We start from the raw sequence: 26,982 nt of genomic DNA on the forward strand, positions 1-26,982 counted from the left end.
CCTGATTTCTTGAATAATGGCAAATTTCTCTGAGGCATTCCGCTCTATTTTTCTGGACACAAAAAATGCTCCCCTCACGAAAACAGGTTTTATTATTTCACCTGTCTACCGTAAAGGGAGCATATCACTTGTGGGACAGCCTCTTCTTTTTGCTCTGTTCTGATTCTATAATATGTAATATAATGGTTGCTAGATTCTGGAGTTTGTAAGAGTATTGCTTGAATATAAAGGAGCGCCGTTGATGTATATCCCCAAACCCTTTCGAATGGAAGAACAAGAGACGCTGTACGCCTTTATTGAGCAAAACAGCTTTGGCATTCTGATCTCTGCACCATCTTCATCTGCATCTCCCTCAGTACTGCAGGCCAGTCATCTTCCGTTTCTGCTTCAGCCAGAGAAGCACTGCCTGACCAGTCACCTTGCCAGGGGCAATGATCAATGGCGGGAGCTGGAGGGGCAGGAGGTGCTCGTGATTTTCCAGGGCCCGCATCATTACATCTCTCCTTCCTGGTACGGAACCAATGCAGCAGTTCCGACCTGGAATTATACCGCAGTGCATGTGTATGGCCGGGTAGAGATGCTGGATGACGGTGCAATGTTTCCCATGCTTCAGGAGCTGGTGAATACATATGAGGAGCCTTCCAGTGTTTACCGGCTGGATGAGAGTAATGAAGAGCTGGTAACGGGTCTCCTTCAAGGCATTGTCGGGTTTAATATCAGGATCAGCCGTATAGAGGGTCAGTGGAAGCTCAGCCAGAATCATTCCCGGGAAAGACAGGAGCGCGTCATTCAAGGGCTGAGAGGTGCCCCGAATGAGCAGGCAGCGTCACTGGCAGCGCTCATGCAGGGGAACCTGAAGTAGCATCATCAGGCTTCAAGTTCAGCGTGCACCGCACCGCAATCAATTAAAGCTGAAGGTGGTTTGCGATATGAAAAAGGCAGTGTTGGCCGGAGGAACAGGCTTTATCGGCACCTATCTTGCACAGCAGCTGAAGACACTTGGCTATGAATTGCACCTGATTTCAAGGCAAAAGGAGCATATTTCCTGGGAGGATGCTTCCGGGATCCAAGCTGCTCTGGATGGAGCAGAGCTGCTCATCAATCTGGCAGGCAAATCCGTAAATTGCCGGTACAATGAACGAAACAAGCAAGAAATATTTGACTCCCGTACGGAAACGACGAGAATTCTGGGGGAGGCCGTACTCTCGTGTGAACAGCCGCCAGAGCTGTGGATCAATTCCAGCACGGCAACCATTTACCGTCATGCTGAGGATCGGCCGATGACAGAGGAGCACGGGGAGATCGGGTCCGGCTTTAGTGTCGAGGTGGCCCAGCGATGGGAGGAGACCTTTTTTGGCTTTCAGCTGCCCACCACCCGGCAGGCTGCCCTGCGGATTGCCATCGTGCTGGGACCAGGCGGCGGGGTAATGACTCCCTTTCAGAACCTTGTCCGTTATCGGCTGGGCGGCCGGCAGGGACCGGGAAATCAGATGTTCAGCTGGATCCATCTTGAGGACCTTCTGGGCATCGTGCTGTTTCTGCGGGATCGCAGTGATTTGAGCGGAGTCTTTAATTGCTCTTCCCCTCAGCCGGTTACGAATCGAGAGCTCATGTCGTCGCTGCGCAAGGTCATGGGGACCTCCTGGGGTCTGCCCTCGCCGCGCTGGATGCTGGAGATGGGAGCCGTCTTTATCAAGACAGAGACTGAGCTTGTACTCAAGAGCCGCTGGGTTCTTCCGGAGCGGCTCTTGAAGGAAGGGTATACGTTCAAGTATGAAGGGCTGGAGCAGGCATTGCAGCACATTATTAACACAGATCAGGCCATGAAGCGTTAATGACTTAAGGAATGGCGAATCGTAACAATGACAACCTGGAGGCATACCATCGTGGAATCATCGTTTCATTCTTCTTCATCTACATCTAGCACAGAAGATATCGTTATTTATGGAAAGCCGGGGAAGCTGTTTATTATTTCCCTGGGGTTCGTGCTGATCGGCATCCTGATGATGGTGATCGGGCAATCTGAAGAAGCAGACGCCTTCATACTCATTGCCGTAGGCATTGTGTCGACTCTCGTCTTCGGCTTATGCATGCTGTATTTCTTAATGCGTCTGATAAAGCCTAGACCTGCGCTGGTCATTGACCTCGAGGGCCTGACCGATCATTCATCCTATGTCAATGGTGGACGGATCCGCTGGGAAGAAATTGAGGATATTGTTCTGTACAGCTATATGAACCAGCATATGATTGGCATTCAGCTTAAAGATGCGGAAGGCTATGTATCGAGTCATAAGGGTCTGAAGCGGCTGCTGATCCGCATGAATAAAAACATGGCATCTGCAGATGTAAGTATTATGAAGCAGAGCGTCTCAGAGAACCTGGAAAAGGTCTATTTAATCCTGTTGAAGCATTGGAAGCAGTCGCAAGGTAACGCTGTGAAGGAAGGCTCGTGAAACCTTCTCAGACAGGTGCAAAAAGGGGCTGTCCCAAAGTAGTTTTTTTATGAAAAATTAAGCCAGAAATGAAGAAATGGCGATGCTGGGGAGGTTATCCCTACATCGCCATTTCTGACTTTTGGTCTATTGCCACCTTCTTGAGCAAATGATGATTGAGCGAAAGCCATCCGACCTCAAGGGTTACTTTTGGCAGGCCTCGAAGCAGACAGCGCCGGAATCCGCAGCGGAGAGGACGAAACGATTCCGGACCCGCGGTAGCGGTCGCCTTTGCCCCCGAATTTCTCCCTTGCTAGAATCATTCAAAGAAATTTGAGAGCAACAGCGAGGGGAGGAACGTTTCGTACGGTGAGCAGCTCGCAACAACAAACGAGGCCATCCCGCAAGACCCTAGATCTTGTGGGATGGCCCCTTTAATTTTTACGGATGCTGTTAAGCCGTTTACGAATCAAACGAGATTTCTTTGCCCAGCTCGGAGGAATCGTAGATCGCCTGAATCATTTTGGCCGAAATAATAACGGTATCGATGTGAGAGGGCAGCTTCGTACCGGTCCGGATGCTGCCTAAGAAAGAATCAATCTCTGCCTGAAATTGATCCTTCTTGTTGAACTTCGGAGTAGATTCAATCAATGCACCGCTTTTGGCACTATACAGCTTGAAATCACCGCCATAGGTGAGGCGAATGCCGGCTTGATCTCCCAGGAAATCAATATACATTTCTTCTTCGCCGATATTTTGAGCCCAGGCTCCGTTCATGGAGATGGTAGGGCCCTCTGTCCGAATTAACGCGGTCACAAAATCATCCACGTCATATGTACCGTCATATTTTGGCGGTCCGGCCCACATGTTTAGGTAGGCATAATCCTTCAAATTACGGCCGAGCTTCGAATAAGCTTGCGCACTGACGGTCTTGGGCTTGGGATCGCCTGAGCAATACATCACAATATCGAGGTAATGAATTCCCCAGTCAATCATAACACCCCCGCCTGCAACCGCGCGCGTCGTAAAGGCGCCGCCAAGTCCGGGAATGGAGCGATGTGCACGGAAGCTGGCATAAATATGATATAAATCTCCCAGCTCGCCGTCCTCAATCATATCCTTGATGATATTTACTGCGGTGTTGAAGCGGTTGACGACGCCAATGAGCAGGATTTTGCCGGTTTCCTGAGCCGCCTTCTGCATCTCAAGTGCTTCCTCGTACGTTCGGGCAGCTGGCTTCTCGCACAATACATGCTTGCCCGCTCTTAAGAATTCAATAGACACGGATGCATGGACGTGATTCGGAGTACAGACAGAGACGGCATCCAGATCCGGATCATCCAGAATGTCCTTGTAATTTTGAACCGCGGTGCCGCAGCCGTGCTCGCGAACGAGCTCTTCGGCGAGAGACAGGTTAAAATCACAGAAATATTTGATTTCAGCACCGGGACTTTTCAAATACGCTGGAATATGAGCCGCTCGCGCGATGCCGCCGCAGCCGACGATGGCAATCTTTAACGTTTCCTTCATGAGATCCCTCCTGCAGACTGGTTAGTTTTTCTACCCTATATTAAACACGCCCGGCACGGAATTACAAATGATTCGCTGAAAAAGTCAAAATTGTTCCCGGGGCGGACGACAAAACCGACCCGGAATTGAACGGTTGATCCGGGCTATTCGTAATATAAGTATCCGGAATGGAAACACTCCAAGAACGAAGTCAGAGAAAAAAAGAGGGGATTGCATTGATTCAGCTCAATCAAATTCATAAAAAGTTCGGGGAGCGGGTCATCCTGGAGGATGTATCCTACTACGTGCAGCAGGGAGACATCGTCGGGCTCCTGGGACCGAACGGCGCGGGGAAGACCACGTTAATCCGTTTGATGAATGGCGTAATTTCTCCGGATGGGGGAACGCTGTCTGTGTTCGGCCTCAATCCCGCGCAGCAGGGCAATGAAATCCGCAGCCGATGCGGGGTAGTTACGGAAAGTGCAGGCCTGTATCAGGATATGAGCGCCAGAGAAAATCTGGACTTTTTCTCGCGTCTCTACAGCTGCCGGAGTGCAGCACGGATAGAGAGCCTGCTGGAGCGCTTTCAGCTGGCCCAGCACGGCGAGAAGAAGGTGGGTGCCTACAGCACCGGTATGAAAAAAAGGCTCGCGATCGCCAAGGCGATGCTTCATGAGCCGGAGCTTCTGTTTCTGGATGAGCCGACCAACGGTCTGGATCCAGACGGAATCCGGGATATGATAGGATTCTTGCGACAGCTCAACCAGGAGGAAGGCACAAGTATTATGATCTGCTCGCATGTGTTGTATCAGCTGGAAGACATCTGCAATACGTATCTGTTTCTTGATCAAGGCAGGTTAATCGAGTCCGGGACATTGCCAGAGCTGGAGGCAAGGTATGCAGGTGCTGTGAAGCTGGTTGTGGAATCTACGCTGACCCTGAAGGACGCCCTGTCTACCGGGTTTGCTTGCGAGGAGCTGGGGCAAGGGAAATTTATGTTCACCGTGCCCGCGAGAGATGAGGTTCCAGACCTCCTCCGCAAGGTCCTGTCCTGTGGGGAGCTTTACAGCGCGGAAATCGTAAATCGGGATCTGGAATCCCTGTATTTTGAAGTCAGGAGGAGGCAGCATGAACACTAGCATGATTTGGGCAGTAGCCCGAAAGGATATGTCCTCAATCTGGAGGACGAGCAAGGTATGGATTGGCCTGATATTGCTGCCGCTGCTGTTCGGTGTGCTCTTTCCGGCGGGCTTGATCCTCCTCGTGAGAACGGTAGATATGAGTCAAAATGCTGAAATGGCGCAGCTGCTGAAGGTTTTGCCTCCCGAGCTGCTGCAGTCTTTGCCCACAGAACGTCACCGGTTGATCTATGTGGGCGTGAATTTTTTGTTAGCACCGCTGTTTATGCTGATTCCTGTCATTAATGCATTAATGATTGCCGTCAACAGCTTTGTAGGCGAGAAGGAGCAGAACACGCTGGAAAGCCTGCTGTTCTCCCCGCTGGAGATCAAGGATTTATTTCTGGGCAAGCTGCTGGCTTCGTTTATTCCTTCGTATACCGCGGCACTGGCCAGCTTTGTGCTTTCCGGCCTGCTCATCAATGTACTTGCTTATCCGCTGTTTCAGGAGATTATTTTTCCGAACGCGAATTGGCTGATCATGCTGCTATGGGTGGCCCCGGCGTTTACATTCTGCACCATACTGTTCAGCGTGTGGGTGTCGGCCAGATCCAAGACCTTTCAGGAGGCTCAGCAAATCGGAGGGGTCATTGTGCTGCCCATTGTCGGGCTGATCGTGGGTCAATCCACAGGTCTGCTCGTGCTGGGACCGACGCTGCTGCTCATACTGGGATTCATATTATGGGGCGTAAGTATTGGACTGCTAAGTATCATTTCAAAAATGAATCAGCGTGACGCCTTGTTTGAGCGGCAGGTACAATAGCAGCTTACCTTCATGTACAAGAAGTGATAGAATAGGAGAATGCTGTAAAATTTGAATACTGTTGATTCACTTTCATGGGATGTGAAGAGGAGGTCTATCGTTGTGAAAAAAATGCTCCTGGAGGCTGTCATTTACGGAACAGCTGCTGCAGGTCTGCTGTTGCTATGGAATGTCGCGGAAGGGTATCTGCTGACTCAAGAGGTAATGGGCGTAATGAGTATTCCTCAAAGTATGGAAGACATGCCAGAATCCATGATGCCTAGCCGTACTGATTCCGAAATCGGAATGGGTTTACCGAATGAGAGTTCTTTTGGAATCATGCACATGGATCCCTGGGTAGGTTTACTGGGCAGAGGGATCGCTCTTGCCCTGCTTTATCTACTGATTCGTATGAGCTTTAGAAGATTTAACCCCTCAAGATAGCATGGATTGACACCTTATAATTAGAAGCCATGATCTGCGGCAATCGAAGTATGGATGGAGGGTTTGATGATGAACATTTATGTGGCTGATGCCTTTACGAGTCAGCCTTACACCGGAAACCCGGCTGGCGTCATGGTTCTGGACCAGCCCATGCCAGAGACCTGGATGCAGTCGATCGCGTCAGAAATGAATTTGTCCGAAACGGCTTTTCTTGTGCCGATAGAGAAGGATTACGAGCTGCGGTGGTTCACTCCGGCAAGCGAGGTGGATTTGTGCGGTCATGCGACGCTCGCAAGTGCTCATATTTTGTGGGAGCAGGGCTATAGTCAGGCTGAAGTACTCCGCTTTCATACAAAAAGCGGTATCCTTACGGCAGCCAGGCAGAAGGATGGCTGGATTGCAATGGATTTCCCGCAAGAAGTCGAGAGCTCATGTCCGGCGCCCCAGGCGCTTGCGGAAGGGCTGGGTGCTGAGTATGTCTACGTGGGACGGAATCGGATGGACTATCTCGTTGAGGTGGCAAGTGAGGACATCCTGCAGCAGCTGGCACCGGATTTCGGGAAGTGGAAGAGTCTGGATGCCAGGGGAATCATCGTGACGAGTTCATGTCAACGGGAAGGGATGGACTTCGTGTCCCGCTGCTTTTACCCGGCAGTGGGTGTGAATGAGGACCCCGTCACGGGCTCCGCGCATTGCGCTTTGGCGCCGTATTGGTCCCAGCGATTGGGGAAAAACGAGCTGGCTGCCGAGCAAATATCGAAGCGGACGGGAGTGCTGCGGCTGCGCATTCACCCTGGGCGCGTAGAGATTATCGGACAGGCTGTAACGACCTTAAAGGCAGTGCTGGAGGCGGAGAAGCACTTCCGTAAAGCCTAAGCCCACGCCTATTGAATCATACCTGAACATATAAAAGCTCTGTCTCCATAGCTGCGGAGGCAGAGCTTTTATCAATGCAGGCCCTAGAATTTGAAAATGTTAATGGTCTTCTGAAGCTGGAATACAGCATCACTCATCGCTTGAGCTTCCTCGGCCATCGTCTGCATAGATGCAATACCTTCATTCATGGAAGCCGACACCTGCTGAGTGCCTGCGGCAGACTGCTGGGTAATGGCTGAAATATTCTGGATGGCAGAGGAAATGCTCTGAGCGCTTTCCAGCATACTTTCGCTTTCCTTGGAAAATTCTGCAATTTGATCGGTTATGTATTGAACGCTGTCTACCATGCGGGCGAAGATCAATTCGGCTTCCTGAATCATTTCGGTTTGATGCCGAACGACCTCTTCGTTAATTTTGATATTCTGTCCTGCCAGGTGTACATCCTGCTCAATGCTGCGAACAAGATTGAATACCTCCCGTGTCGACAGGGTGGACTCTTCAGCCAGCTTGCGAACCTCCTGAGCGACGACGGCAAAGCCGCTGCCATGCTCTCCCGCTCGTGCCGCCTCGATCGAGGCGTTCAGTGAAAGCAGATTCGTCTGGTTTGCGATTTCCGAGATCGTCTCTGTTATTTTGGTAATGCCTTTGGCATTTAATGACAAGGCCTTGATGGACTCAGCCACCTTCTCCGTCGCTTCAATGTTGCGCTGCATGCCCTCGGACTGTCTCGCAACAGAAAGGCGGCCCTGATCCACCAAACCGAGCGTGTGCTGGGAGCGCTGATTCATCTCGCGGGTGGAGTCCGTATAATTGCTAACCTTCTCCTCAATCTCCCGGATGGATTCCGTCATATCCGATACATCCTCCGAAATTTCATTCGCCCCGATGGCAAGCTCGTTGGAGGATTGAGATACCTGGCTCATCATCGTGGTAAGCTGTTCATTCTTGGCCGAAATGGCCTGACTGGAGCGGGTCACCTTTTTCGTAATTTCCGAGGTTTCTTGTAGAATCTTCCGCAGGCGGTCCACCATGCTGTTAAAGGTACGGCTAAGGTCCATCATTCCGCCGACTTCCTCTACCTTGTACGTAAAATCTCCTTTGGCAATCTTGGAGGAAACGCTCGTAATGTCAGAAAAAGAGTCTGTAAGCGCTCTCTCAAAAAGCAATGACAAAGGGTATGCAGCCGCGAACAGAACCGCTACCAAAATGATTCCGATCACCGTCTTGTCCATCAATAAGAATGAAATGAGCATCGGGATCCCGAATAATGCAGCAATTGCATAGCATGCCGTCTTCACCTTACCGGAGATGGAAAGCTTGTTTAACCATGACATAAAGCATGTCCTCCTTAAAGCATAGGATGTTTTTACCATGATTGTAGCATTAATCGACAATATTGGATACGAAAAATTAGGATATCTTGTAAAAATAGGTCTAACCGTCTAGTTTCAAATGAAATAAAGAGAAAGCCGCCCGGATCGACGGCTTAAGATGATAACGAATGGTTACTTGACCGCTTTGAATAAAGCGGAGGCCAGATACTCTGTATTGTCCAGAATCATGCGGTCATGCTGGAATACCGTTTCCCACAGACTGAGGTCGAGCAGGATGCCCTCATCTCTGATTTCCATGCTGTCTGCATGCTGGGTCTGCTCCTGCTTCATTTGGTCGGTGAAATAGTTATATTCCAGGGCCGTTTCGGAAGTGAAGCCGCTGGATAGAAGCTGGCGATGCCACTCCTCCCGCAGCATGAGGCGTGGTATGCCGAAAAATTGCTGCAGCTCCTGCAGTGCCTCCTCCGGCATGGCCTGATCGAGCAGCAGCTCGCGGTCATACAGGATTCCGCCTTTTTTCAGCACCCGGCAGTACTCCGACAGGGAAGCGGCAGCATCCGTAAATACAGTTACCGATTCACCAAGGACAATATCGAACTCTTCATCTTCAAAGGGAAGACGGCACACATCGGCCTGCAGAAAGCGTACCTGGACCTCCATGGCATCAGCACGGGCTTGAGCCTTCGCCAGCATCTGTTCATGGAGGTCAATGGCCGTCACCTGATAACCCTGCTCCGCAAGATAGCAGGCTGTACGTCCGGTTCCGCAGCCTACCTCCAGAATACGGCTGCCAGGCTGAAGCGGCTCTTTGCGGAACAGCCGGAGTGTGGCCTCGAAGCCGCCCGGATGGGCGCTGCCCATACCCAGCCTGGAAAGCATATGAATATAGTTCAACGATACTCCTCCTTCATCGGGGTTTAGGGCTACCCAAATCCCTGGTTTATTTACCATATGAAGATGGTACCTCCGGGGTTTTCGCTGAATGTAATAAATAAAGCTTTTTTTAGTGCAAAATTCAGTCAGGGGAGGAACATCCAATGAAGCGACAAGAGCCTCTGGAGGCAGCGAGGCAGGTCGTGCAGGAGCACTATCGTAATTGCCTGCTGGCTGTGCTTGGAGGTAGTGCTGCCCGGGGAGAGGCTAATGAGCACTCGGATCTGGACATTGTCATTGTGGATGACGGGGCGACAGACGATTTTGACAGAAGGACTGTGCAGTCTGGAGGCTGGGTGGTGGAGATCTTTTTGCTGCATAGCTCCGGCTTCGAGGAGATGTTTGATGCCGGGGTAGAGGCGGCCAACCCGACATTGCAAATCATGCTAACGGAAGGAAAGGTGATTGTCACAACACCTGAAGGGGAAGAGGTGCGAAAGGCGGCCCAGCGTGATCTGGATTATGGTCCCATGCCGCTCACCTCCTATGATATTGCCGAGAGCCGGTATACCATAACGGAGTATATGATGGATTTAGTGGGTGCAGCTAGACCAGGGGAGCTGTATTTTACAGCACAAAAGCTAAGCACACTGCTCAGTGAGTTTTATTTGCGGGTTCATCTGCAATGGGTTGGCGAGGGTAAAACGCTGTTTCGGCGCCTGGAATCCTTCAACCCGGCCATTGCGGGGGGATTAGAGCAGGCGTTGATGACGCTGTATAAATCGGGGGAGACCAGGCCTTTGCTTGCAGCTGCCGACGAGATGCTGGCACCATACGGGGGAAGAATGCTTGCAGGACAGGAAGGATAGGATCTTAGGATATTCCTCACCTCTGGGCGTTTGCCGTTGCACCTGACGTCCCGGAGAATATATTGTCATTGTGACTAGATCACACACAACTTTTTCTCAGGAGGGATCTTCATGAGCGCATGCCACGGTGGAGGCGTTTGGGGAACAACAACAGGTGTAATTCTGGTACTGTTCATTCTTCTGGTTATCATCACTTCGACTTTCTTCATCTAACGTAACCTGAAGCATTGTAAAGCCGGCTGCAAGCAGCCGGCTTTATTTTGTACCTTATGGCCATTCCAATTATTTAAACACCTTCACACGCTCGTCCAGCGGCTGGAATTCCTTCTTACCCGGCTCGGAGGTTGGCTTGCCAAATGGCATTTGTGCAATCAGCTTCCAGCTCTCTGGCAAATTCCACTCGTTTCTTACATTCTCGTCAATCAGCGGATTGTAGTGCTGCAGGGATGCGCCCAGGCCTTCAGTTTCCAGCATCGTCCACACTACAAATTGCAGCATGCCGTTGGATTGCTGAGCCCAGACCGGGAAGTTATCGGCATACAGTGCAAATTGGGCTTGCAGATTGGCAATCACCGTGCTGTCTTCAAAGAACAGAACGGTACCGTAGCCGGCGCGGAAGGAAGCCATTTTGTCAGCGGTGGATTTGAATTGCTCGTCACTGCCTCCAACAACCTCACGCAGGATGCTTTCCGTATGATTCCACAGCTTGTCATGCTGCTCGCCGAGCAGTACCACAGCACGTGCACTTTGTGAATTGAAAGAGGTTGGTGTATATTTCACCGCTTCGTTCACGATTTCGTGAATGCGATCATCGGAGATTGGAGATTCCTTGCTAATTCCATAGTACGAACGGCGATGCTCCAGTGCAGCTTGAAAATCCATAGACATGATTGAAATACCCTCCTAGAATATAGTGAGATCAAGTAATTACAATTAGTTAGAAACACTAATTACGTAAGTATCTTAATATTAAGATGATTATCTTGTCAAGCATATTTAATCGTATTCCAAACCTTTTAAACATTTCAGAGCAAATAAATGGGCTTACCTCCACACTTGGCTTGTTGGATCCAAAAAGGGGTGCTATACTTTGAGTGTATGCGAATGATAATCAATATCATTTAAGTGTGATAGATCCCTTATTTCTTATAGATAACAACAACGACATGGTGAAGGAGGATGCCTCTTGATACAGCTTCTGAATGTGAGCAAATCGTACAATGGTGTGCAGGCACTGGATCAGATTTCAGCAACCATTCCGCAAGGACAGATTACTTCGATCACGGGACCTCAAGGCTCGGGCAAAAGCAGCCTGCTGTCTATGATCAGCAGAGTCATTTCTAAAGACAGCGGTGAAATCTGGCTGGATGGCAAAGAAATTAATCATTGGAAAAGCACTGACCTGTCACGGAAGACATCCATTTTGAAGCAGACGCGCTCGATTGGTCTTCGGCTCACAGTTCGGGAGCTGGTCGCGTTCGGACGTTTTCCGCACAGCCGGGGGCAGCTCAATGAGGAAGACCATCAATACATGGATGAAGCTTTAGATAGTATGGACCTTAGAAAGCTGCAGCATACCTATATGCATCAGCTGAACGAGGATGACACCCAGCGGGCATATATCGCGATGATCATAGCCCAGAATTCAGACTACGTGCTGCTGGATGAGCCCTTTCAACAGCTGAATGTCCAGCAATGCGAAGACATGATGTACATCCTGCGCAGGCTGGCAGCCGAGGGGCAGAAGACCATTGTGCTGGCTCATCCTGAGCATCATTGTGCATTTTGCAATGCAGACTGCGTATTTGCACTGCGAAACGGCCGGATCGAGGCCTCCTGATATTGCTTCGCTTGTCCTGCCTGTGGATAATACATAGTGAGAAGGAGGCTGACATCATGTTAAAACAGGCCATGTTCATTCATGGAGAGTGGATTACTGCTTCTGACACCATGGAGGTGATCAACCCGGCTGACGGCTCTGTTCTGGGGCATGTTCCTCGGGGAGGTCAAGATGAAGCCGTTCGGGCTGTGGATGCTGCTGCGGCAGCGTTCAAAAGCTGGTCGTCATTAACGGCAGGGGAGCGCGGAAGTCTCATGCGCCGCTGGCATGATCTGATTGAGCAGCATACGGAGGAGCTGGCTGAAATGATGACTCTGGAGCAGGGAAAGCCATTGAAGGAAGCAGCGGGAGAGATTGCATATGCTAACAGCTTCATTGACTGGTATGCGGAGGAAGGAAAGCGTATCTATGGTGAAACCATCCCGGCCTCAGCTGCAGGCAAAAGAATCTTTGTCACGAAGCAGCCGGTTGGCGTTGCGGCAGCTATCACGCCTTGGAATTTCCCGGCTTCGATGATTACGCGGAAGGCCGCACCCGCCTTGGCGGCGGGCTGTACGGTCGTGATCAAGCCTTCCGAAGAAACCCCATACACTGCGCTAAAGCTGGCGGAGCTGGCCCATGAAGCCGGCATTCCGGCGGGCGTGATCAATGTCGTGACGGGAAGCGCAGCGGAGATTGGAGAAGCCTGGCAGAAGGACAGCCGGGTACGAAAGCTCTCTTTTACCGGCTCTACAGCCGTGGGCAAGCAGCTGATGCAGGGGGCAGCCGAAACCTTGAAGAAAATTTCTTTGGAGCTTGGCGGTCACGCTCCCTTCATTGTGACGAATCAGGCGGATCTGGATAAGGCTGCGCAGGGTGTCCTCTTGTCGAAATTCCGCAATGGCGGTCAAACCTGTATTTGTGCCAACAGAATCTATGTTCAAGCCGAAGTTGCAGAGGAGTTCTCCCGCAAAGTGACAGCTTTGGCTTCCAGGCTGAAGGTTGGCAACGGAATGGAGGATGGGACCGACATCGGGCCGTTAATTCACGATCAGGCAGCGCGCAAGGTGCGGGATCACATTCAGGACGCTTTAAGAAAGGGAGGCAGGCTTCTCACGGGTGAGCAGCCTGGCAGCAATACTAGTACGTATATTTCTCCCACCATCATAATGGATGCCACAGATGATATGCTGTGCATGCAGGAGGAAACGTTCGGACCGCTCGCGCCTATTACGGTGTATCACACAGAGGAAGAGGTTATTGATCGGGCCAATAACAGTCCTTACGGACTCGCGGCATATGTGTTTACAGAACATCTGGGAGAGGCGGTACGAATCTCCGAAGCGCTGGAGTATGGTATTGTTGGAATTAACGATCCGCTGCCATCCACAGCCCAGGCGCCCTTTGGCGGATTCAAGCAAAGCGGTCTAGGCCGTGAAGGCGGTCATTACGGGATTGAAGAATATGTGGAAGTGAAATATATTTCGCTGGGGCTGTAAGGGCCCCGGCTTTGTTTGTGAAGAGGGAGGGGAAGGGCATTGAGCTTTCATGAGCAAAAAATATTGCCGGCAGCGAAGCAGATCAAAGAGCTGGAGCGTATACTGGAGAGTCCCTATGCCTGCGGTGTGCTGCTGGATACGCAAATGTCACGGCTCGGCCAGCTGTACCGGCTCATCCGGCAGACACAAAAATCCATGCTCCTGCATGCCGATTTGATTCAGGGGCTGAAAAATGATGAGTACGCTGCTGATTATTTATGTCAGGAAATTCGGCCGGACGGTTTAATTTCAACACGGTCCAGTGTTATTATGAAGGCAAAGCAGAAGGGCATCACCGCCATTCAGCGGGTGTTCATGCTCGATACATTGGCGCTGGAGAAGAGCTACGCATTGCTTGAAAAGACACAGCCGGATTACATCGAGGTGCTGCCAGGGGCCATGCCGCACATGATTGAAGAGGTGCGCTTGCGTACAGGCATTCCCGTCATCGCCGGGGGCTTGATTCGTTCGCCCCAGCAGGTGGAGGAGGCAATCCGGGCTGGAGCACTGGCCGTCACCACCTCAAGCAGAGAGCTGTTTCAGCATTATCTTCCATCTTGATAACGTTTACATTGTTTTGAATGCAATAAGCTAAGTGAAAGGAGATTGAGGATGGAGAAATACATACTTGCCTTGGATCAAGGCACCACCAGCTCCCGTGCCATCTTGTTCAATCAGGAGGGCGTAAGTGTATATTCCGCTCAAAAGGAATTTCCGCAGTATTTTCCTCAGCCGGGCTGGGTGGAGCAAAATGCGAATGAAATCTGGGGCTCCATTCTGGCGGTCATTGCGACCTGCTTGTCAGAGCATGGCATTCAGACAGAGCAGATCGAAGGGATTGGCATTACGAATCAACGGGAAACGACCGTTGTGTGGGATAAGGAAACCGAAATTCCCATTTATAATGCGATCGTCTGGCAGTCCAGACAGACCCAGGATATTTGTGACCGGCTCGCCCGGGAAGGCCATCAGGAGACCATCAATCGTAAAACGGGTCTACTGATTGACCCTTATTTCTCGGCGACCAAGATCCGGTGGATTCTGGATCACGTAGAAGGAGCACAGGAGCGGGCGGAACGGGGGGAATTGCTGTTCGGAACGATCGACAGCTGGCTGATCTGGAAGCTGTCCGGCGGTAAAGCTCATGTGACAGACTACTCTAATGCTTCACGTACGATGCTGTTTAATATCCATGAGCTTGTCTGGGACGATGAGCTGCTAAAGCTTTTAAACATTCCGAAAGAAATGCTGCCAAAGGCTTCCCCATCCTCCGAGGTGTATGCCAATACGGTTAGTCATCACTTTTTTGGGCGGGAGGTGCCGATTGCCGGGGCGGCTGGCGATCAGCAGGCAGCCTTGTTCGGGCAGGCCTGCTTTCACAAGGGGATGGCGAAGACGACATATGGTACCGGCAGCTTCATGCTTATGAACACTGGAGAGCAGCCCGTGCAGTCCAAGCACGGTCTGATTACGACGATTGCATGGGGAATAGATGGCTCCGTCCAATATGCGCTGGAAGGCAGTGTCTTTGTTTCCGGCTCCGCTATTCAATGGCTCCGTGACGGGCTGCGCATGTTCCGCGAGGCTAAGGACAGCGAGGCTTACGCGAGAAGAGTAGACTCGAGTGAAGGTGTATATGTTGTGCCGGCCTTTGTCGGGCTGGGAAGTCCATACTGGAACAGTGAGGTTCGGGGCGCGGTGTTTGGATTGACCCGGGGCACTACGAAGGAGCATTTTATCCGGGCAACCCTGGAAGCCCTGGCATATCAGACCTGTGATGTGCTGTCTGTCATGGAGCAGGATAGCGGCTGCCCTATAGAAACGCTCCGGGTAGACGGAGGCGCGGCTTTGAATTCATTTCTGATGGAGTTTCAAAGCGATATACTGAACGTGCCGGTTGAACGGCCTGTGATCAGTGAGACAACAGCTCTGGGAGCCGCTTATCTTGCCGGCCTGGCGATCGGGTTCTGGAAGGATCAGGAAGAGATCAGCCGCAAATGGAGCAGCGACCGGCTCTTTCAGCCCACCATGGAGCCGGCACGACGGGAGCAGTTATATACAGGCTGGAAGAAAGCTGTAGCTGCTGCCATGGCTTTTCATTAAGCAATGCTGTAGTCAATACGGGAGTCGGCGTGATATAATGAGTCACAAGTTAATATTCGTCAGGAGACCTGGAGAGACCACATGACGCGGACCGTACTTGATTACAAGCGGTACCGCAGTGCTTGTGGTCTCTTTTTTTGCGTTATGTTGACTGATGCTTCAGACCAGGAGGAGATCCCATGAATTTTTCAAGCTTGAAGAGGAAACACATTTTTTCTACTATGGCTGACTCTGCGTATGATTTGATTATTATTGGCGGAGGGATTACCGGCTCAGGCATTGCTCTGGATGCGGTAACCCGCGGGATGAAGGTGCTGCTGCTGGAGATGCAGGATTTTGCTGCCGGCACGAGCAGCCGCTCTACCAAGCTGGTGCACGGAGGCCTCCGGTATTTGAAACAGCTGGAGGTGAGTATGGTGGCAGAGGTCGGGAAGGAACGAGCGATTGTGTATGAGAACGGCCCTCATGTTACCACACCGGAGTGGATGCTGCTGCCTATTCACAAGGGAGGGACCTTCGGCAAGCTCAGCACTTCGATCGGCTTAAAGGTATATGATTTTCTTGCAGGCGTAAAAAAAGAGGAGCGTCGTTCCATGCTGACAGCAGCACAGACGCTGCAGCGGGAGCCGCTTCTGAAGCAGGAAGGGCTGAAGGGTGCCGGCTACTACGTGGAATACCGGACGGATGACGCCCGTCTTACGCTCGAGGTGCTGAAGGAAGCAGAAGAGCGGGGTGCCGTCGTGCTTAATTACGTCAAAGCGGAATCACTGAGGTATGATGCGCACGGACATCTGACCGGGGTGACCGTGAAGGATATGACGGATGGGGAGCTTCAGAACGTGCATGGCCGCAAAATTGTCAATGCGACCGGGCCTTGGGTGGATCAGATTCGCGAGCTGGATCAGTCCAGAAAGGGAAAAATGCTGCAGTTGACCAAAGGCGTTCATCTCGTGATTGATCAGAGCCGGTTTCCGCTGCAGCAGGCGGTGTATTTTGATACGCCGGATGGCAGAATGATGTTTGCAATCCCGCGAGATGGCAAGACCTATGTGGGTACGACCGATACTCTCTATCAGGAGGATCCGGTTCAGCCTCATATGACGGAGGAGGACCAGAGTTATATTTTAAATGCCATTCAGTTTATGTTCCCGCAAATTCAACTGACGGCGGCAGATGTAGAGTCTAGCTGGGCAGGGGTACGGCCCTTAATTGGAGAGGAAGGGAAGAGCCCTTCTGAAATCTCCCGAAAGGATGAAGTGTGGGAATCCCATTCCGGTCTGATTACGATCGCTGGCGGAAAGCTTACAGGCTACCGGAAGATGGCGGATATGGTGCTGCAGCTCGTCACCCGAAGAATTGCAGAAGAGGGCGGGCCTGCCTTTGAGCCTTGTCGCACGAAGCACCTTCCCATTTCCGGAGGGCACGTTGGAGGGTCCTCAGGATTTCAAGCTTTCATCCAGGAGCAGACTCAAGCCGGGATACAGCTTGGCGTAGAGGCTGAACTTGCTCGGAGCTGGGCGCAGATGTACGGCTCCAATGCGGGAGTGCTGTATCAGCTGTCCCACCAGCATGGCTCTGAAGGCGCGCGATACGGGCTCCCTGTCGCTGTGTATATTCCACTGCTCTATGCGATGATCCACGAAATGGCGGTGAAGCCTGTCGATTTCCTGATTCGGCGCACCGGCTCGCTGTTATTCAATATCCGCTGGACACTTGAGTGGAAGCAGCCGGTCATTCAGTGCATGGCTTCATTCCTCGGCTGGAGTGAGCGACAGCAGGAAAGCTACGCGCAAGAGCTGGAGCGCGAGATCGAAAGAGCGGTCCATGTCGTCGATAGTAAGTAAGCCCTTCCTTATGGTAATCTATACTAGTCAAATGATGAGAAGAGGAGGGAAAGCCGATCATGAATCTGAAGGCTTATGAAGGTCAATATCAGGGCGAGCCTGCGGTATGGCTCAAGTGTGAATCTTATGAAGCGGCGATCCTTCCAGGAGTGGGAGGCAATCTGATTGCCTTCCGGGACGTGGAGCAGGGATACCGCTTCTTGAGAGAACCGCAAGAGGGGAACATGGAGGAGTTCAAGCAAAATCCCGGTGTACATGGGATTCCAGTGTTGTTTCCGCCCAATCGGTATGAGGATGGGAAATTCCCTTGGAATGGGCAGATGTATCAGTTCCCTATTAATGAGGAAGCGACGAACAACCATTTGCACGGTTTTTTGCATACTATTCCTTGGGAGGTTGAGGATTACGGTGTCACTGGGCGGGAGAGCTACGTGACCGTCCGTGTGACGGTGAATTCGCAGCATCCGGTGTATTCCATGCTTCCACACGAGTTTACCTTCAAGCTGACGTATACCCTAAGCATGGACGGACTTTCTCAACGCGTGTTTATCCGGAATGAAGGAGATCAGCCGATGCCGTGTCTGCTTGCCTTCCATACGGCGGTGAATGCACCGTTTCATGCTGACAGCAGCCCTGAGGATTGTGTGATCAGGCTAAGTATCGGGGAACGGTGGGAAATGAGTGAGCGGATGCTGCCTACCGGGCAGTTCCAGAGCTTGACGCCCGAAGAAGAACAGCTGAAGGGGGATGGGGTAAATCCGTATTTTTCCGGATTGGACAACCACTATACCGCCGCGCCGCAGCAGGGGCGAAACACGATGGAGCTGACAGACCGGCGAATCGGCAAGACGCTCGTCTACGATGCCGGTACGTCCTACAAGCAATGGATGATCTGGAACAATGGCGCCTGCAAGGAGTTCTTCTGTCCGGAGCCGCAAATCAATCTTGTGAATGCGCCTAACGTGGAGCTGCCGCCTGAACAAATCGGGCTGTATGCGCTGAACCCGGGTGACATCTGGGAGGAAACGTCCCGCCTTTATCTAAAATAGACAGGTCAAAGGGCCGCTGCTGCAGAATGTATGAAGATTCTGCAGCAGCAGCCCTTTGCGGTTTAGCTTAGCTGACAGGCTGCTTGCTCGAAGCCAGGAACCGTTTCAGCGGCTCTTGTCTCCAGCGTGGAATTCGAAGCACCTTGGCGGTCGGAGATTTCTCCCCGAAATAAATAATACCCTGCTCTACCTCTGTGATCTTATCGACATTCACGTAGCAGCTTCCTCCGACATTGTAAAATTGCTTGCCAGAGAGAAGGGTGGTCATTCGGTCGGCAGACATTTTTTTCTTTATATTATAGTTCTTGCCGTGGAAGCTGACCAAGCTATGAGATCCGGTCTTAAAGAACAGAATGTCCGTCTCCACCACGAAGTCCTCATAAATATTTCTGGAACCCGGCGCGTACATTATCATTCTGATTCCCCCTTTAGGACAGTATCCTTATTTGGTAACGCTTACATGGTAACATGTTTTGCAGGAAGGGGAAAGAGTTTTTTCCAAAATGAATATCGTCAGTTCTCCTTTTCTCAGCATTAAAGAAGGTCCCGTTACGAACACGGGACCTTCTTCGCCAATGGCTCTGAATCCTTATTTACTTGGTGGAGTCGGCTGGCTGTTCTGCCGCTGGGCTTTCTTCGGCTGCTGGCTCCTCCGCCTTCTCCAGGGTGTTCGTAATCTTCGCCTTACCTTTCAGCTCTTGAATATAGGTTTCGGACTGCTGCATGGCCTGGGAGGTTTCGAGCTGAGTGCGTAAAGCCTCCTGCTTGTCCTCCAGCGTAGGATTCACAGCTTCACTGCGGTCGGTCACGAGAATGATATGAAATCCGAATGAGGATTCCACCGGCTCTTTGCTGTACGTTCCTTTTTCCAGCTTGAAGGCTGCTTCAGAGAAGGCCGGATCCATCTGTCCGACTTCCTGGAAGAAGCCGAGATCCCCGCCTTTATCTTTTGTCGCGTCCTCATTCTTCTCGGCAGCGATGGCCGCGAAATCGGCTCCCTCATCCAGCTGCTTGATCACCGCCTTGGCTTCTTCCTCGGTTTCCACCAGAATGTGGGAGGCACGAACCTGCTCCGGCGAGGAGAAGTTGTCTTTCACCTGCTCAAACATTTGCTTGACTTCATCTTCGGTGACGTTGATTTTGTCTCCAAGGAGCTTCTTCATCTTCAACTGCTCCAAGCTCTGTTCTTTCAAAATGTCCAGAGTCAGGCCATTCTGCATCAGCACATTATTAAACTCTTCCTCGGACTTGAACATACTCTTCAAGGATTCAATCTCTGCGGTTACCTCGGCATCGGTAACCTCAATGGACTGCTTGGCTACCTCTTGGTTGATAATCTCTTCTGTAATGAGGCTATCCAGGGTCATCTCTCCGCCGGCTTCAACGAGAGAATCGTACAGATCCTGCTTCGTGATGGCGACGTTATTCACGGATGCCACCGGCTCGCTGCTGGTATCTTTCTCAAACGGGCGGACAATTAATACCACGATGAGCGCTGCAGCAAGCACAATGGATGCCACCATCCAGCCTTTGCCGCCTCCGCCGTTCCCCCCGGCGCGTGATTCTTCCTGAACAGGCTGACCCGAAATGGCTTCCTGACTCCCGTCTGCTTCAGCTCTGCGGACCTCATGAACCTCCTGCTCCTCTACAGAGGAAACAGGCTTCTGCTCCTGCTCCAGGCTTTCCTCATTCTGTCCGCCTAAGCTGGACTGTGATTCGTTCTCTTTCATGTACCATGGACTCCCTTCGAGACTTAAAATGATAGGTTTTATTGATCTTTTGTATCACTTTACCAGATTTAAAGAGAACTTACCTTAAGAATTCATAAAAATTACAGCACCAGCATTCCGGCGATCCCGCACAAAATCCCGAGGGCCACTACGGAGAGAATGACAAACCCTAAGACTTTTGCTGGAAAAGATTTCTGCAGCATCAGGAGAGAGGGAAGGCTGATCGCCGGGAGTGTAAGAAGCAGGGCAGCAGCAGGCCCGGTTCCTAAACCGAACGCCATAAAGGATTGAATGATCGGGATCTCAGCGGCTGTTGGAATTACAAACAGCATTCCCATAACAGCAAAGAAGAAGATCATGATGAGGTCATTGCCTGCCGTCTCTCCAAGATGCGGGAACATCCAGACCTGCAGGGCACCTAGGATCAATACAGCCAGCACGTAAGCGGGAATCACCTTGAGAAGCATACTCGCCATGTTGGACACCCAGCGCTTCCACCAAGGCTCCGCTGCCTGATCTCTTTCTTTGGCTTCAACGCTGTGAAGGTCCGCGACCGCCTTGGGGTCCGCGAAACGGTTAGCCAGATAGCTCACACCGAAGGTAAGCAGAATTCCGAAGAACAGCCGCAGCAGCGTAAACTTCCATGATAGCACAAATGTCATAAAAACAAGCACGGCCGGATTCAGCGTGGGGTTGCCGATCCAAAAGGCGAGCGCAGCGCCCGTGGACACCTTCTGTTTGCGCATTCCGATCGCAACGGGTGCCGCGCAGCAGGAGCACATCATGCCGGGCAAAGCAGCGAGGCCGCCCGCCGCGGTGCTTCCAAAGGTGGTCTTCCCGAGCACCTTGAGCAGCCATTGGGAAGGCAGCATGCTTTGGAGCAGTGTCCCGAGAAGAATTCCGAGCACCGCCGCTTTCCAGACCGCTTTGAAATACAGAAGGGCATACTCCCAGGCCGCCTGCAAGGAAGGCGTGCCCGCGCTCCGCCCGGCATCCAGGATCGATGTGCCGATGCTGCGTTCTGCTGCGGCAGACAAGGCTTTTCCATAGTAGGGCCACCATTTGACGTAGGTCAGCCCGGCAATGGTAATCAAAACAAATAAAACGGCCAGCCAGACCGTCTTACGACGGTGCTGTTGACCGATTGGGATCAAGGCTTTTGAACCTGACACTTCCTATCAATCCTCCAAATCTGAGATGCTTCAATAAAAATAAAACAGGAATGACTCATTATATCACATCACAGTCGCGGTAAACGGTTATCATGGTATGAAAGCAGCAGCTTCAAGGGCCATCCCGGGAGTAACATGGACTTCACATAAGGATTTACATATAATAATAGAAGTCTGATTTTCGTTGATGAAAGGAAGTATCCCATATGAATCCATCCAACAACATTAAGCTAACCTCGCTTTCGTCTAAAGGAGGCTGCGGCTGTAAGATTGGCCCTGCCGATCTGGCAGAGGTCATTCGCACATTGCCGCCCGCCGAGCCGAATCCGGACCTGCTGGTCGGACTTGATACGAGCGACGATGCCGGCGTATACCGCCTGAGTGACGAGCTGGCGATCGTGCAGACCGTTGATTTCTTCACCCCGATTGTCGATGATCCATATTCCTTCGGCCAGATTGCGGCCGCCAACGCAATCAGTGACATTTATGCCATGGGAGGCACGCCGTTAACGGCTCTGAATATTGTGGCGTTTCCGATTTCAACGCTGGACAAGAGCATCCTGTCTGACATCCTAAGAGGGGCCGGGGACAAGCTGAAGGAGGCAGGAATCACGCTCGTCGGAGGGCATTCCATTGATGATAAAGAGCCGAAATTCGGTCTGGCCGTTACCGGAACCATTCATCCCGGCAAGGTCCGCACCAATGCCGGAGCCAAGCCTGGAGACAAGCTGGTACTCACGAAGCCGATTGGGGTCGGTATTTTATCCAGCTCCATCAAGAAGGATCTGCTGAGCAAGGAAGAGGTGGAACGCCTGACCGCAGTCATGTCACAGCTGAACAAAACAGCTGCCGAGGTGATGGCTCATTTCACCGTACATGCCTGCACTGACGTGACAGGCTTCGGCTTGATGGGTCATGCGCTGGAGATGGCGAAGGGCAGCGGCACCGGCATTACGTTAACCAAGTCAGACGTGCCCCTCCTGCCAAGAGTAAGGGAGCTGGCTGAGGCCGGCGTCATTCCGGGAGGAACAAAGAATAACCATGAGCATGTGAAGGGCGATGTCGATTTCCCGGAAGAGATGGATCAGATTGACCGCTGGATCCTGTGTGATGCCGTAACCTCTGGCGGATTGCTAATCTCTGTACAGGGCGATGAAGCGGACCAATTGCTGCAGCAGTTGAAAGAGAGAGGCCTGGAGGCCGCTGTCATTGGCCGTGTCGGGGAGGAGCACCCAGGAAGAATCACCGTTGAATAAGACTACTTATTTTCTTGGATCAGGAAAAGGAGCATAGACATGTTTCAAGACATAACCGTTGAAGAGTGGCTCCAGCAGAAGCATCATAAGAGCATGACCTTGATCGATGTGCGGTCGCCGTCCGAATTCCGAGAATACACCATTCCCGGCAGTGTGAACATCCCGGTGTTTAACGATGAAGAGCGGGCAGAGATCGGCACCCTGTACAAGCAGGTCAGTGTGGAGGCAGCCAAAGACCGGGGACTTGAGATTATGTCCGCCAAGCTGCCTTCCTTTATCCGTCAATTTAGAGAGCTGGAGGGCGATAAGGCCGTATTCTGCTGGAGAGGCGGCATGCGCAGCCGTACGGCAGCTACGGTGCTGTCGTTAATGGATGTTCACGTCAAGCGAATTCAGGGCGGGATCAAGGCCTATCGGAAGCTGGTTGTAGACACACTGGGAAGCATCTCGTTAGATACAGAGGCCATCGTACTGCACGGCTTTACCGGCACTGGCAAGACAGAGGTGCTGCAGCAGCTGCAAGCCGAAGGCTATCCCGTGCTGGATCTTGAAGGGCTCTCGGGGCACCGGGGCTCGATCTTTGGCCATATCGGGCTCCCGTCATACAATCAGAAGATGTTTGACGCCCAGCTGTTTGAGCGTTTACAGCAGCTGTCTGCAAGCCCATATATAATTATGGAAGCAGAGAGCAAGCGAATCGGCAAAGTCATCCTGCCGGATTTCCTTATGAATAAAAAGGCCGCAGGCACAGCGATTGTGCTGCAGCTGCCGTTGGAGCAGCGCGTGGCACAGATCATGAAGGATTACCGGCCGGTGGAATATAAGGAGCAGTGTATTCAGGCTTTTGTGCGGATTAAGGACCGGATTCACACCCCGATTGCAGCGGAAATTCATAAGTCTCTGGAAGAAGACCGATTTGCAGACGCTGTCCGTCTGCTGCTGCTTCATTACTATGACCCCCGCTATGATCATACCTCCCAGATGTATGGGGAAGGGAGTAAGCTGGAGCTACAAGCAGACAGTGCAGAAGACGCGGCTACCCGGCTTAAAGAAATTCTGGATGCACGATTTCAGCAGCATACCTCATAAAGGCCCGGGGGCGCCTCATGGTTCAAATGAACCTCAAGGCGCCCCGGGCTTTTATTATCTAATATTAAGGTAAGGTTTTCTCCGTGAAGCCTGACGGTGAAGCAGTCATTATCGTTCCATCCGAAAAGGTTACATTCACTGGAGAAGAGGACATGTTATATATAATGTAGGTGCTGCCATGCTCCGGATGCTTGTATACGGCGTATAAAGGGGTGTCGGCTGTGATGTCCTTATCCTGCGTGCCCCGCTCGTTCAGCATGGAAATCCAGGCATAGGCATGAGCTTTGGAGCTGCCGGCCTGGGCTGTAAATAACGGAGCCGTATTTTCAAAAGCCTCTAGGGCTTCCTCGGGTTGAGAAATCGCCTGATACATATATACAAGGTCTCGCAAGCCTTCTTCGTCCCCCGTGTCCTGCTCATCTTGACGCAGTTTTGTGAAATGGCGCTCCGCGAGCGAAGGGGAAGCGGTCAAATACAAGGAAGAGCCGCTAAAGGGCAGCCAGTTCGCAGCCTGGACCTCTGCCGGGCGGGTGGACCACAACGTGGAGTCACCTTCGGTTTTGCCGCCCCAGATCGCTGCGGCTCCCGCCGGCGTAAAGTCATCGTGAAAATGCGTCTGATCGGCATCAAGCCAGTATTGAAGAATAGCTTGCATTTCGGTCGTGTACAAATAAATACCGAGATTCCGAATCGCTGGATCCCGGGTAGCCTCACCCCAAAGGATCAGCGAAGACCAGGCATTCATGACTTCACCGGAGGCTGCATTGTAGTTCCCGCTGCCGTAACGAGCAGCTCCGGATGACCAAGAATGGCCGGCATAGGGATCAAATACCCGGAGAAAAGGAAACAGTGCATCCTGCCGGTCAGGGCTTGCCATATCGCGGATGAGCAGGTCTATCATGCCGCCGTAGCTGCTGTCTGACGCCCATTCGGGATTATGGCGGGCCAGCTCTGCGGCTGCTTTGATGAAGTATCCATTCACAATGTGATGATCATTCAGCTCGCTGTCGCTTCCCAGACTCGCCGGATAGCCGATGAGTGTGCTCCATGCGAAATCGTAATAGAAATAGCTGGAGGGATAGAACAGCTGATCCCGGTCTTCATCGGTATATGTGAGCCAGTCCTCCAGCATACCCTGAAGCTTCTGCTCAAAAAAAACGGCGGCTTCACTCTCCCCGGAGTCCTTGGCCAGCGGGAGAAGGGCTGTCAGTCGGCCAAGCTCCTTGGCTGCCGAGTATGAGTCGGCGGCGCCGGTCTCCGGCTCATTCAGGGCTTCCTCCAGCAAAGCTTTCATCAAGGAGAGCTGATCCTCACCGACCGCCGGAAGGGCGGGCAAAATACCATGATACTTCATAACTGTCGTGAAGCGGTCTCCCTCCCCGGTGGCCAGATCCCCGCGCACAGAAGCATAACGGTAGGGAAGGGGATCTGTATTTGTGTACTTCCACTGATGAGGATACATCGTGAACAAGGTGCCGGACCGAAGGCCTTCTTTCGGCACGGTTGTGAAGCGGTAGGTTGAGGTAACCTCACTCTGCTCTTCATCGTATGTCCAGGACACCTTGGTATCTGTGATATGGGAGTAGGCATATTGCCGGAACTTCTCCAGTGTAGCGGGCCGGTTGTCCGGCAGCACGGCAATCGAGAAGTAATCCTTGCCATTCAATTGGTTGACCCATTCCTGGCGGTCTAGACCGGCCCAGGTGCTGCCTGTTGGTCCGAACAGGCCATAGTGGGACCCGTTGACCGTGATGCCGAGCACGGAGCTGCTGCGGCCGCCGTACCAAAGCTCGGGTGTCTCTTGAAAGATCAGCTTGGGATTTCCTCCGGCATACGTGAAATACGTGAACGGAGATCCGTGCCCGTAGCTGACTTTCATCTCATGCTGGCCTGACTCATATTGGGCGTCCACGAACCAGTCACTGTAGCCGGCCACCCGGGCCTCGGGAAACTGGCTCTCGCCGGTATGTCCGGCAATAAAATCTCCGTCAACCGCCATTGTGCCGTCAATGACCGTGGGCTCTTGAAGAAGATGGGGTCCGGGATGATAGATTCGCAGCCCTTGCTGTTCATGCCGGACAGCCAGCGGATGCGGATACTGTGCTTCGGAGAAGGAATCCCAGAGAAGGCTGCTCCACCATTGATTCGTAGGGACCGGCTTGTTCAGCAGATCCTCGGTTATGTATTGCTCGGCTTGCAGCGGTATGGCTTCGGCAGGCGAGCCTGCGGAATAAGAGCCGGACCCGGACATGATGTCGGCGGCATGCACACTGGAAGGAGCAGCCGAAAAGGCAGCGGCGGCCATAGCCAGCACACTTGAAAGGGCGGTCTTGTACCAGAACTTGTTTCTCATTCATAAACCTCCTGAATCAATCAAATCATATTCGTTTAAGAAATACTGAACGTCAGACCGGCACGGCTTTATGAAACGGCTGCAGAGGAGGGAGACTTACATCATGCAACCAAGCCCATATATATCTACCCGAATTGCAGCTCTTTGGACCACCTCTTTGTGCAGCGCACTTCTTTTTGTTCTGCTGTCGTCCTGGGTCATTGCTGGGGGGGAGATGCAGATTAACCGGTGGTTACAGGAATTTCAGGCCCCGATGTGGACATTAGGGGCCCGGCTGCTTACCTTCATCGGCTCCAAGGGTCCCATCATTGTGATTGCATTGTGGGTGGTCTGGTATCTTTACGCCGCCGCAGGCAGAAACGGCGAGATCAAGCTGTTTCTTCTGGTGCTGCTGGGATCAGAGGTTTGGAATGTGGTGCTGAAGCTTCTGTTTCACCGGGTCCGGCCCGATGTGAACCGCCTCATCGAAATTACCGGCTACAGCTATCCCAGCGGGCATTCCATGGCGGCCTTTTCTTTATATGGAGTACTGTGTTATTTGCTGTGGAGCCGCTGGAGCGGGTGGAAGGGGCGGCTGGTTCTGCTTGCTGCCAGCAGCCTGATGATTTTGGGAATCGGAATGAGCCGCGTCTACCTGGGCGTACACTATCCTAGTGATGTCGCAGGAGCTTATGCTGCAAGCTTGTCCTGGCTGCTCTTCTGTATCGGGTTCTATGAATATAAATGGCTGGAGCGAACGCCGGCAAAAGCATCCTGATCCTCCTGCTGAAGA

27 protein-coding genes are annotated in these 26,982 nt (G+C 52.0%); 18 read left to right on the top strand and 9 right to left on the bottom strand.

What is annotated here, in order from left to right:
• Positions 1-241: 241 nt before the first annotated feature.
• The 3 genes from ACH6EH_RS06090 to ACH6EH_RS06100 all read left to right on the top strand — a co-directional run bounded on the left by ACH6EH_RS06090 (position 242) and on the right by ACH6EH_RS06100 (position 2,453).
• Complete coding sequence (locus tag ACH6EH_RS06090; protein WP_397331556.1) at positions 242-862, top strand: FMN-binding negative transcriptional regulator; 621 nt, start codon at positions 242-244, stop codon at positions 860-862.
• A 67-nt stretch (positions 863-929) separates the two neighbouring features.
• Entirely contained in the window at positions 930-1,835 is a 906-nt protein-coding gene (locus ACH6EH_RS06095; RefSeq protein ID WP_397331557.1) for a TIGR01777 family oxidoreductase, read from the top strand.
• Between the two features lie 51 nt (positions 1,836-1,886).
• Positions 1,887-2,453: an STM3941 family protein gene (locus tag ACH6EH_RS06100; RefSeq protein WP_397331558.1), complete on the top strand. Its 567-nt coding sequence runs from the start codon at positions 1,887-1,889 to the stop codon at positions 2,451-2,453.
• 176 nt (positions 2,454-2,629) lie between these two features.
• Here ACH6EH_RS06100 and ACH6EH_RS06105 read toward each other — a convergent pair whose 3' ends face one another.
• Positions 2,630-2,755 (bottom strand): hypothetical protein, encoded by a 126-nt coding sequence (locus tag ACH6EH_RS06105; RefSeq protein WP_397331559.1) that lies wholly within the window; start codon positions 2,753-2,755, stop codon positions 2,630-2,632.
• Between the two features lie 139 nt (positions 2,756-2,894).
• Positions 2,895-3,962, bottom strand: coding sequence for a Gfo/Idh/MocA family protein (locus ACH6EH_RS06110; RefSeq protein WP_138226254.1), 1,068 nt, complete (start codon positions 3,960-3,962; stop codon positions 2,895-2,897).
• A 215-nt stretch (positions 3,963-4,177) separates the two neighbouring features.
• On the opposite strand from ACH6EH_RS06110, the gene ACH6EH_RS06115 reads away from it, so the two are divergent.
• The 4 genes from ACH6EH_RS06115 (at position 4,178) to ACH6EH_RS06130 (ending at position 7,181) form a co-directional block, all read left to right on the top strand.
• Positions 4,178-5,080, top strand: coding sequence for an ABC transporter ATP-binding protein (locus ACH6EH_RS06115; protein ID WP_397331560.1), 903 nt, complete (start codon positions 4,178-4,180; stop codon positions 5,078-5,080).
• Positions 5,070-5,882 (top strand): ABC transporter permease subunit, encoded by an 813-nt coding sequence (locus ACH6EH_RS06120; RefSeq protein WP_397331561.1) that lies wholly within the window; start codon positions 5,070-5,072, stop codon positions 5,880-5,882. Before ACH6EH_RS06115 ends, ACH6EH_RS06120 begins: the two co-directional genes overlap by 11 nt.
• 102 nt (positions 5,883-5,984) lie before the next feature.
• Positions 5,985-6,305 (top strand): hypothetical protein, encoded by a 321-nt coding sequence (locus ACH6EH_RS06125; RefSeq protein WP_397331562.1) that lies wholly within the window; start codon positions 5,985-5,987, stop codon positions 6,303-6,305.
• Positions 6,306-6,374: 69 nt separating this feature from the next.
• The gene (locus ACH6EH_RS06130; RefSeq protein ID WP_397331899.1) at positions 6,375-7,181 is read left to right on the top strand and encodes a PhzF family phenazine biosynthesis protein; all 807 of its coding nucleotides are present in this window, start codon (positions 6,375-6,377) and stop codon (positions 7,179-7,181) included.
• An 83-nt stretch (positions 7,182-7,264) separates the two neighbouring features.
• On the opposite strand, the gene ACH6EH_RS06135 is transcribed toward ACH6EH_RS06130, so the two are convergent.
• Positions 7,265-8,515: a methyl-accepting chemotaxis protein gene (locus ACH6EH_RS06135; protein ID WP_138226250.1), complete on the bottom strand. Its 1,251-nt coding sequence runs from the start codon at positions 8,513-8,515 to the stop codon at positions 7,265-7,267.
• 171 nt (positions 8,516-8,686) lie between these two features.
• Positions 8,687-9,409, bottom strand: a complete 723-nt coding sequence (locus tag ACH6EH_RS06140; RefSeq protein WP_397331563.1) for a class I SAM-dependent methyltransferase — start codon at positions 9,407-9,409, stop codon at positions 8,687-8,689.
• 143 nt (positions 9,410-9,552) lie between these two features.
• Between ACH6EH_RS06140 and ACH6EH_RS06145 the strand changes: the two genes are divergently transcribed.
• Entirely contained in the window at positions 9,553-10,257 is a 705-nt protein-coding gene (locus ACH6EH_RS06145; RefSeq protein WP_397331564.1) for a nucleotidyltransferase domain-containing protein, read from the top strand.
• A gap of 111 nt (positions 10,258-10,368) precedes the next feature.
• On the top strand, positions 10,369-10,470 hold the full coding sequence (locus ACH6EH_RS06150; RefSeq protein ID WP_138226247.1) for a sporulation protein YjcZ: 102 nt from the start codon (positions 10,369-10,371) through the stop codon (positions 10,468-10,470).
• A 69-nt stretch (positions 10,471-10,539) separates the two neighbouring features.
• Here ACH6EH_RS06150 and ACH6EH_RS06155 read toward each other — a convergent pair whose 3' ends face one another.
• Positions 10,540-11,145 (bottom strand): nitroreductase family protein, encoded by a 606-nt coding sequence (locus ACH6EH_RS06155; protein WP_397331566.1) that lies wholly within the window; start codon positions 11,143-11,145, stop codon positions 10,540-10,542.
• A 298-nt stretch (positions 11,146-11,443) separates the two neighbouring features.
• Here ACH6EH_RS06155 and ACH6EH_RS06160 point away from each other — a divergent pair, with 298 nt between their 5' ends.
• From ACH6EH_RS06160 to ACH6EH_RS06185, 6 genes are all read left to right on the top strand, one after another.
• Complete coding sequence (locus ACH6EH_RS06160; protein ID WP_397331567.1) at positions 11,444-12,097, top strand: ATP-binding cassette domain-containing protein; 654 nt, start codon at positions 11,444-11,446, stop codon at positions 12,095-12,097.
• Between the two features lie 56 nt (positions 12,098-12,153).
• Complete coding sequence (locus ACH6EH_RS06165; protein WP_397331568.1) at positions 12,154-13,575, top strand: NAD-dependent succinate-semialdehyde dehydrogenase; 1,422 nt, start codon at positions 12,154-12,156, stop codon at positions 13,573-13,575.
• Between the two features lie 39 nt (positions 13,576-13,614).
• Positions 13,615-14,175 (top strand): glycerol-3-phosphate responsive antiterminator, encoded by a 561-nt coding sequence (locus ACH6EH_RS06170; protein ID WP_208202521.1) that lies wholly within the window; start codon positions 13,615-13,617, stop codon positions 14,173-14,175.
• A 51-nt stretch (positions 14,176-14,226) separates the two neighbouring features.
• The gene (gene glpK / locus ACH6EH_RS06175) at positions 14,227-15,717 is read left to right on the top strand and encodes a glycerol kinase GlpK (protein ID WP_397331569.1); all 1,491 of its coding nucleotides are present in this window, start codon (positions 14,227-14,229) and stop codon (positions 15,715-15,717) included.
• 179 nt (positions 15,718-15,896) lie between these two features.
• A complete protein-coding gene (locus tag ACH6EH_RS06180) occupies positions 15,897-17,561 on the top strand; it encodes a glycerol-3-phosphate dehydrogenase/oxidase (protein WP_397331570.1) in 1,665 nt (554 codons plus the stop codon).
• 59 nt (positions 17,562-17,620) lie between these two features.
• Positions 17,621-18,610, top strand: coding sequence for an aldose 1-epimerase (locus tag ACH6EH_RS06185; protein ID WP_397331571.1), 990 nt, complete (start codon positions 17,621-17,623; stop codon positions 18,608-18,610).
• 67 nt (positions 18,611-18,677) lie between these two features.
• Here the strand turns inward: ACH6EH_RS06185 and ACH6EH_RS06190 are convergent, their stop codons facing one another.
• From ACH6EH_RS06190 to ACH6EH_RS06200, 3 genes are all read right to left on the bottom strand, one after another.
• A complete protein-coding gene (locus ACH6EH_RS06190) occupies positions 18,678-19,025 on the bottom strand; it encodes a LytTR family transcriptional regulator DNA-binding domain-containing protein (protein ID WP_397331572.1) in 348 nt (115 codons plus the stop codon).
• 178 nt (positions 19,026-19,203) lie between these two features.
• A complete protein-coding gene (locus ACH6EH_RS06195; protein WP_397331573.1) occupies positions 19,204-20,340 on the bottom strand; it encodes a peptidylprolyl isomerase in 1,137 nt (378 codons plus the stop codon).
• Between the two features lie 101 nt (positions 20,341-20,441).
• Entirely contained in the window at positions 20,442-21,512 is a 1,071-nt protein-coding gene (locus ACH6EH_RS06200; protein WP_397331574.1) for a permease, read from the bottom strand.
• Positions 21,513-21,718: 206 nt separating this feature from the next.
• On the opposite strand from ACH6EH_RS06200, the gene selD reads away from it, so the two are divergent.
• On the top strand, positions 21,719-22,768 hold the full coding sequence (gene selD, locus ACH6EH_RS06205) for a selenide, water dikinase SelD (protein WP_397331575.1): 1,050 nt from the start codon (positions 21,719-21,721) through the stop codon (positions 22,766-22,768).
• Between the two features lie 39 nt (positions 22,769-22,807).
• Positions 22,808-23,857, top strand: coding sequence for a tRNA 2-selenouridine(34) synthase MnmH (mnmH, locus tag ACH6EH_RS06210; RefSeq protein WP_397331576.1), 1,050 nt, complete (start codon positions 22,808-22,810; stop codon positions 23,855-23,857).
• Between the two features lie 64 nt (positions 23,858-23,921).
• On the opposite strand, the gene ACH6EH_RS06215 is transcribed toward mnmH, so the two are convergent.
• On the bottom strand, positions 23,922-26,210 hold the full coding sequence (locus tag ACH6EH_RS06215; RefSeq protein ID WP_397331577.1) for a glycosyl hydrolase: 2,289 nt from the start codon (positions 26,208-26,210) through the stop codon (positions 23,922-23,924).
• Positions 26,211-26,313: 103 nt separating this feature from the next.
• On the opposite strand from ACH6EH_RS06215, the gene ACH6EH_RS06220 reads away from it, so the two are divergent.
• On the top strand, positions 26,314-26,967 hold the full coding sequence (locus ACH6EH_RS06220; protein ID WP_397331578.1) for a phosphatase PAP2 family protein: 654 nt from the start codon (positions 26,314-26,316) through the stop codon (positions 26,965-26,967).
• The last annotated feature ends 15 nt before the right edge of the window (positions 26,968-26,982 follow it).

Source organism: Paenibacillus sp. JSM ZJ436 (genome assembly GCF_044383795.1).
GTDB classification, from domain to species: domain Bacteria; phylum Bacillota; class Bacilli; order Paenibacillales; family Paenibacillaceae; genus Paenibacillus_AQ; species Paenibacillus_AQ algicola.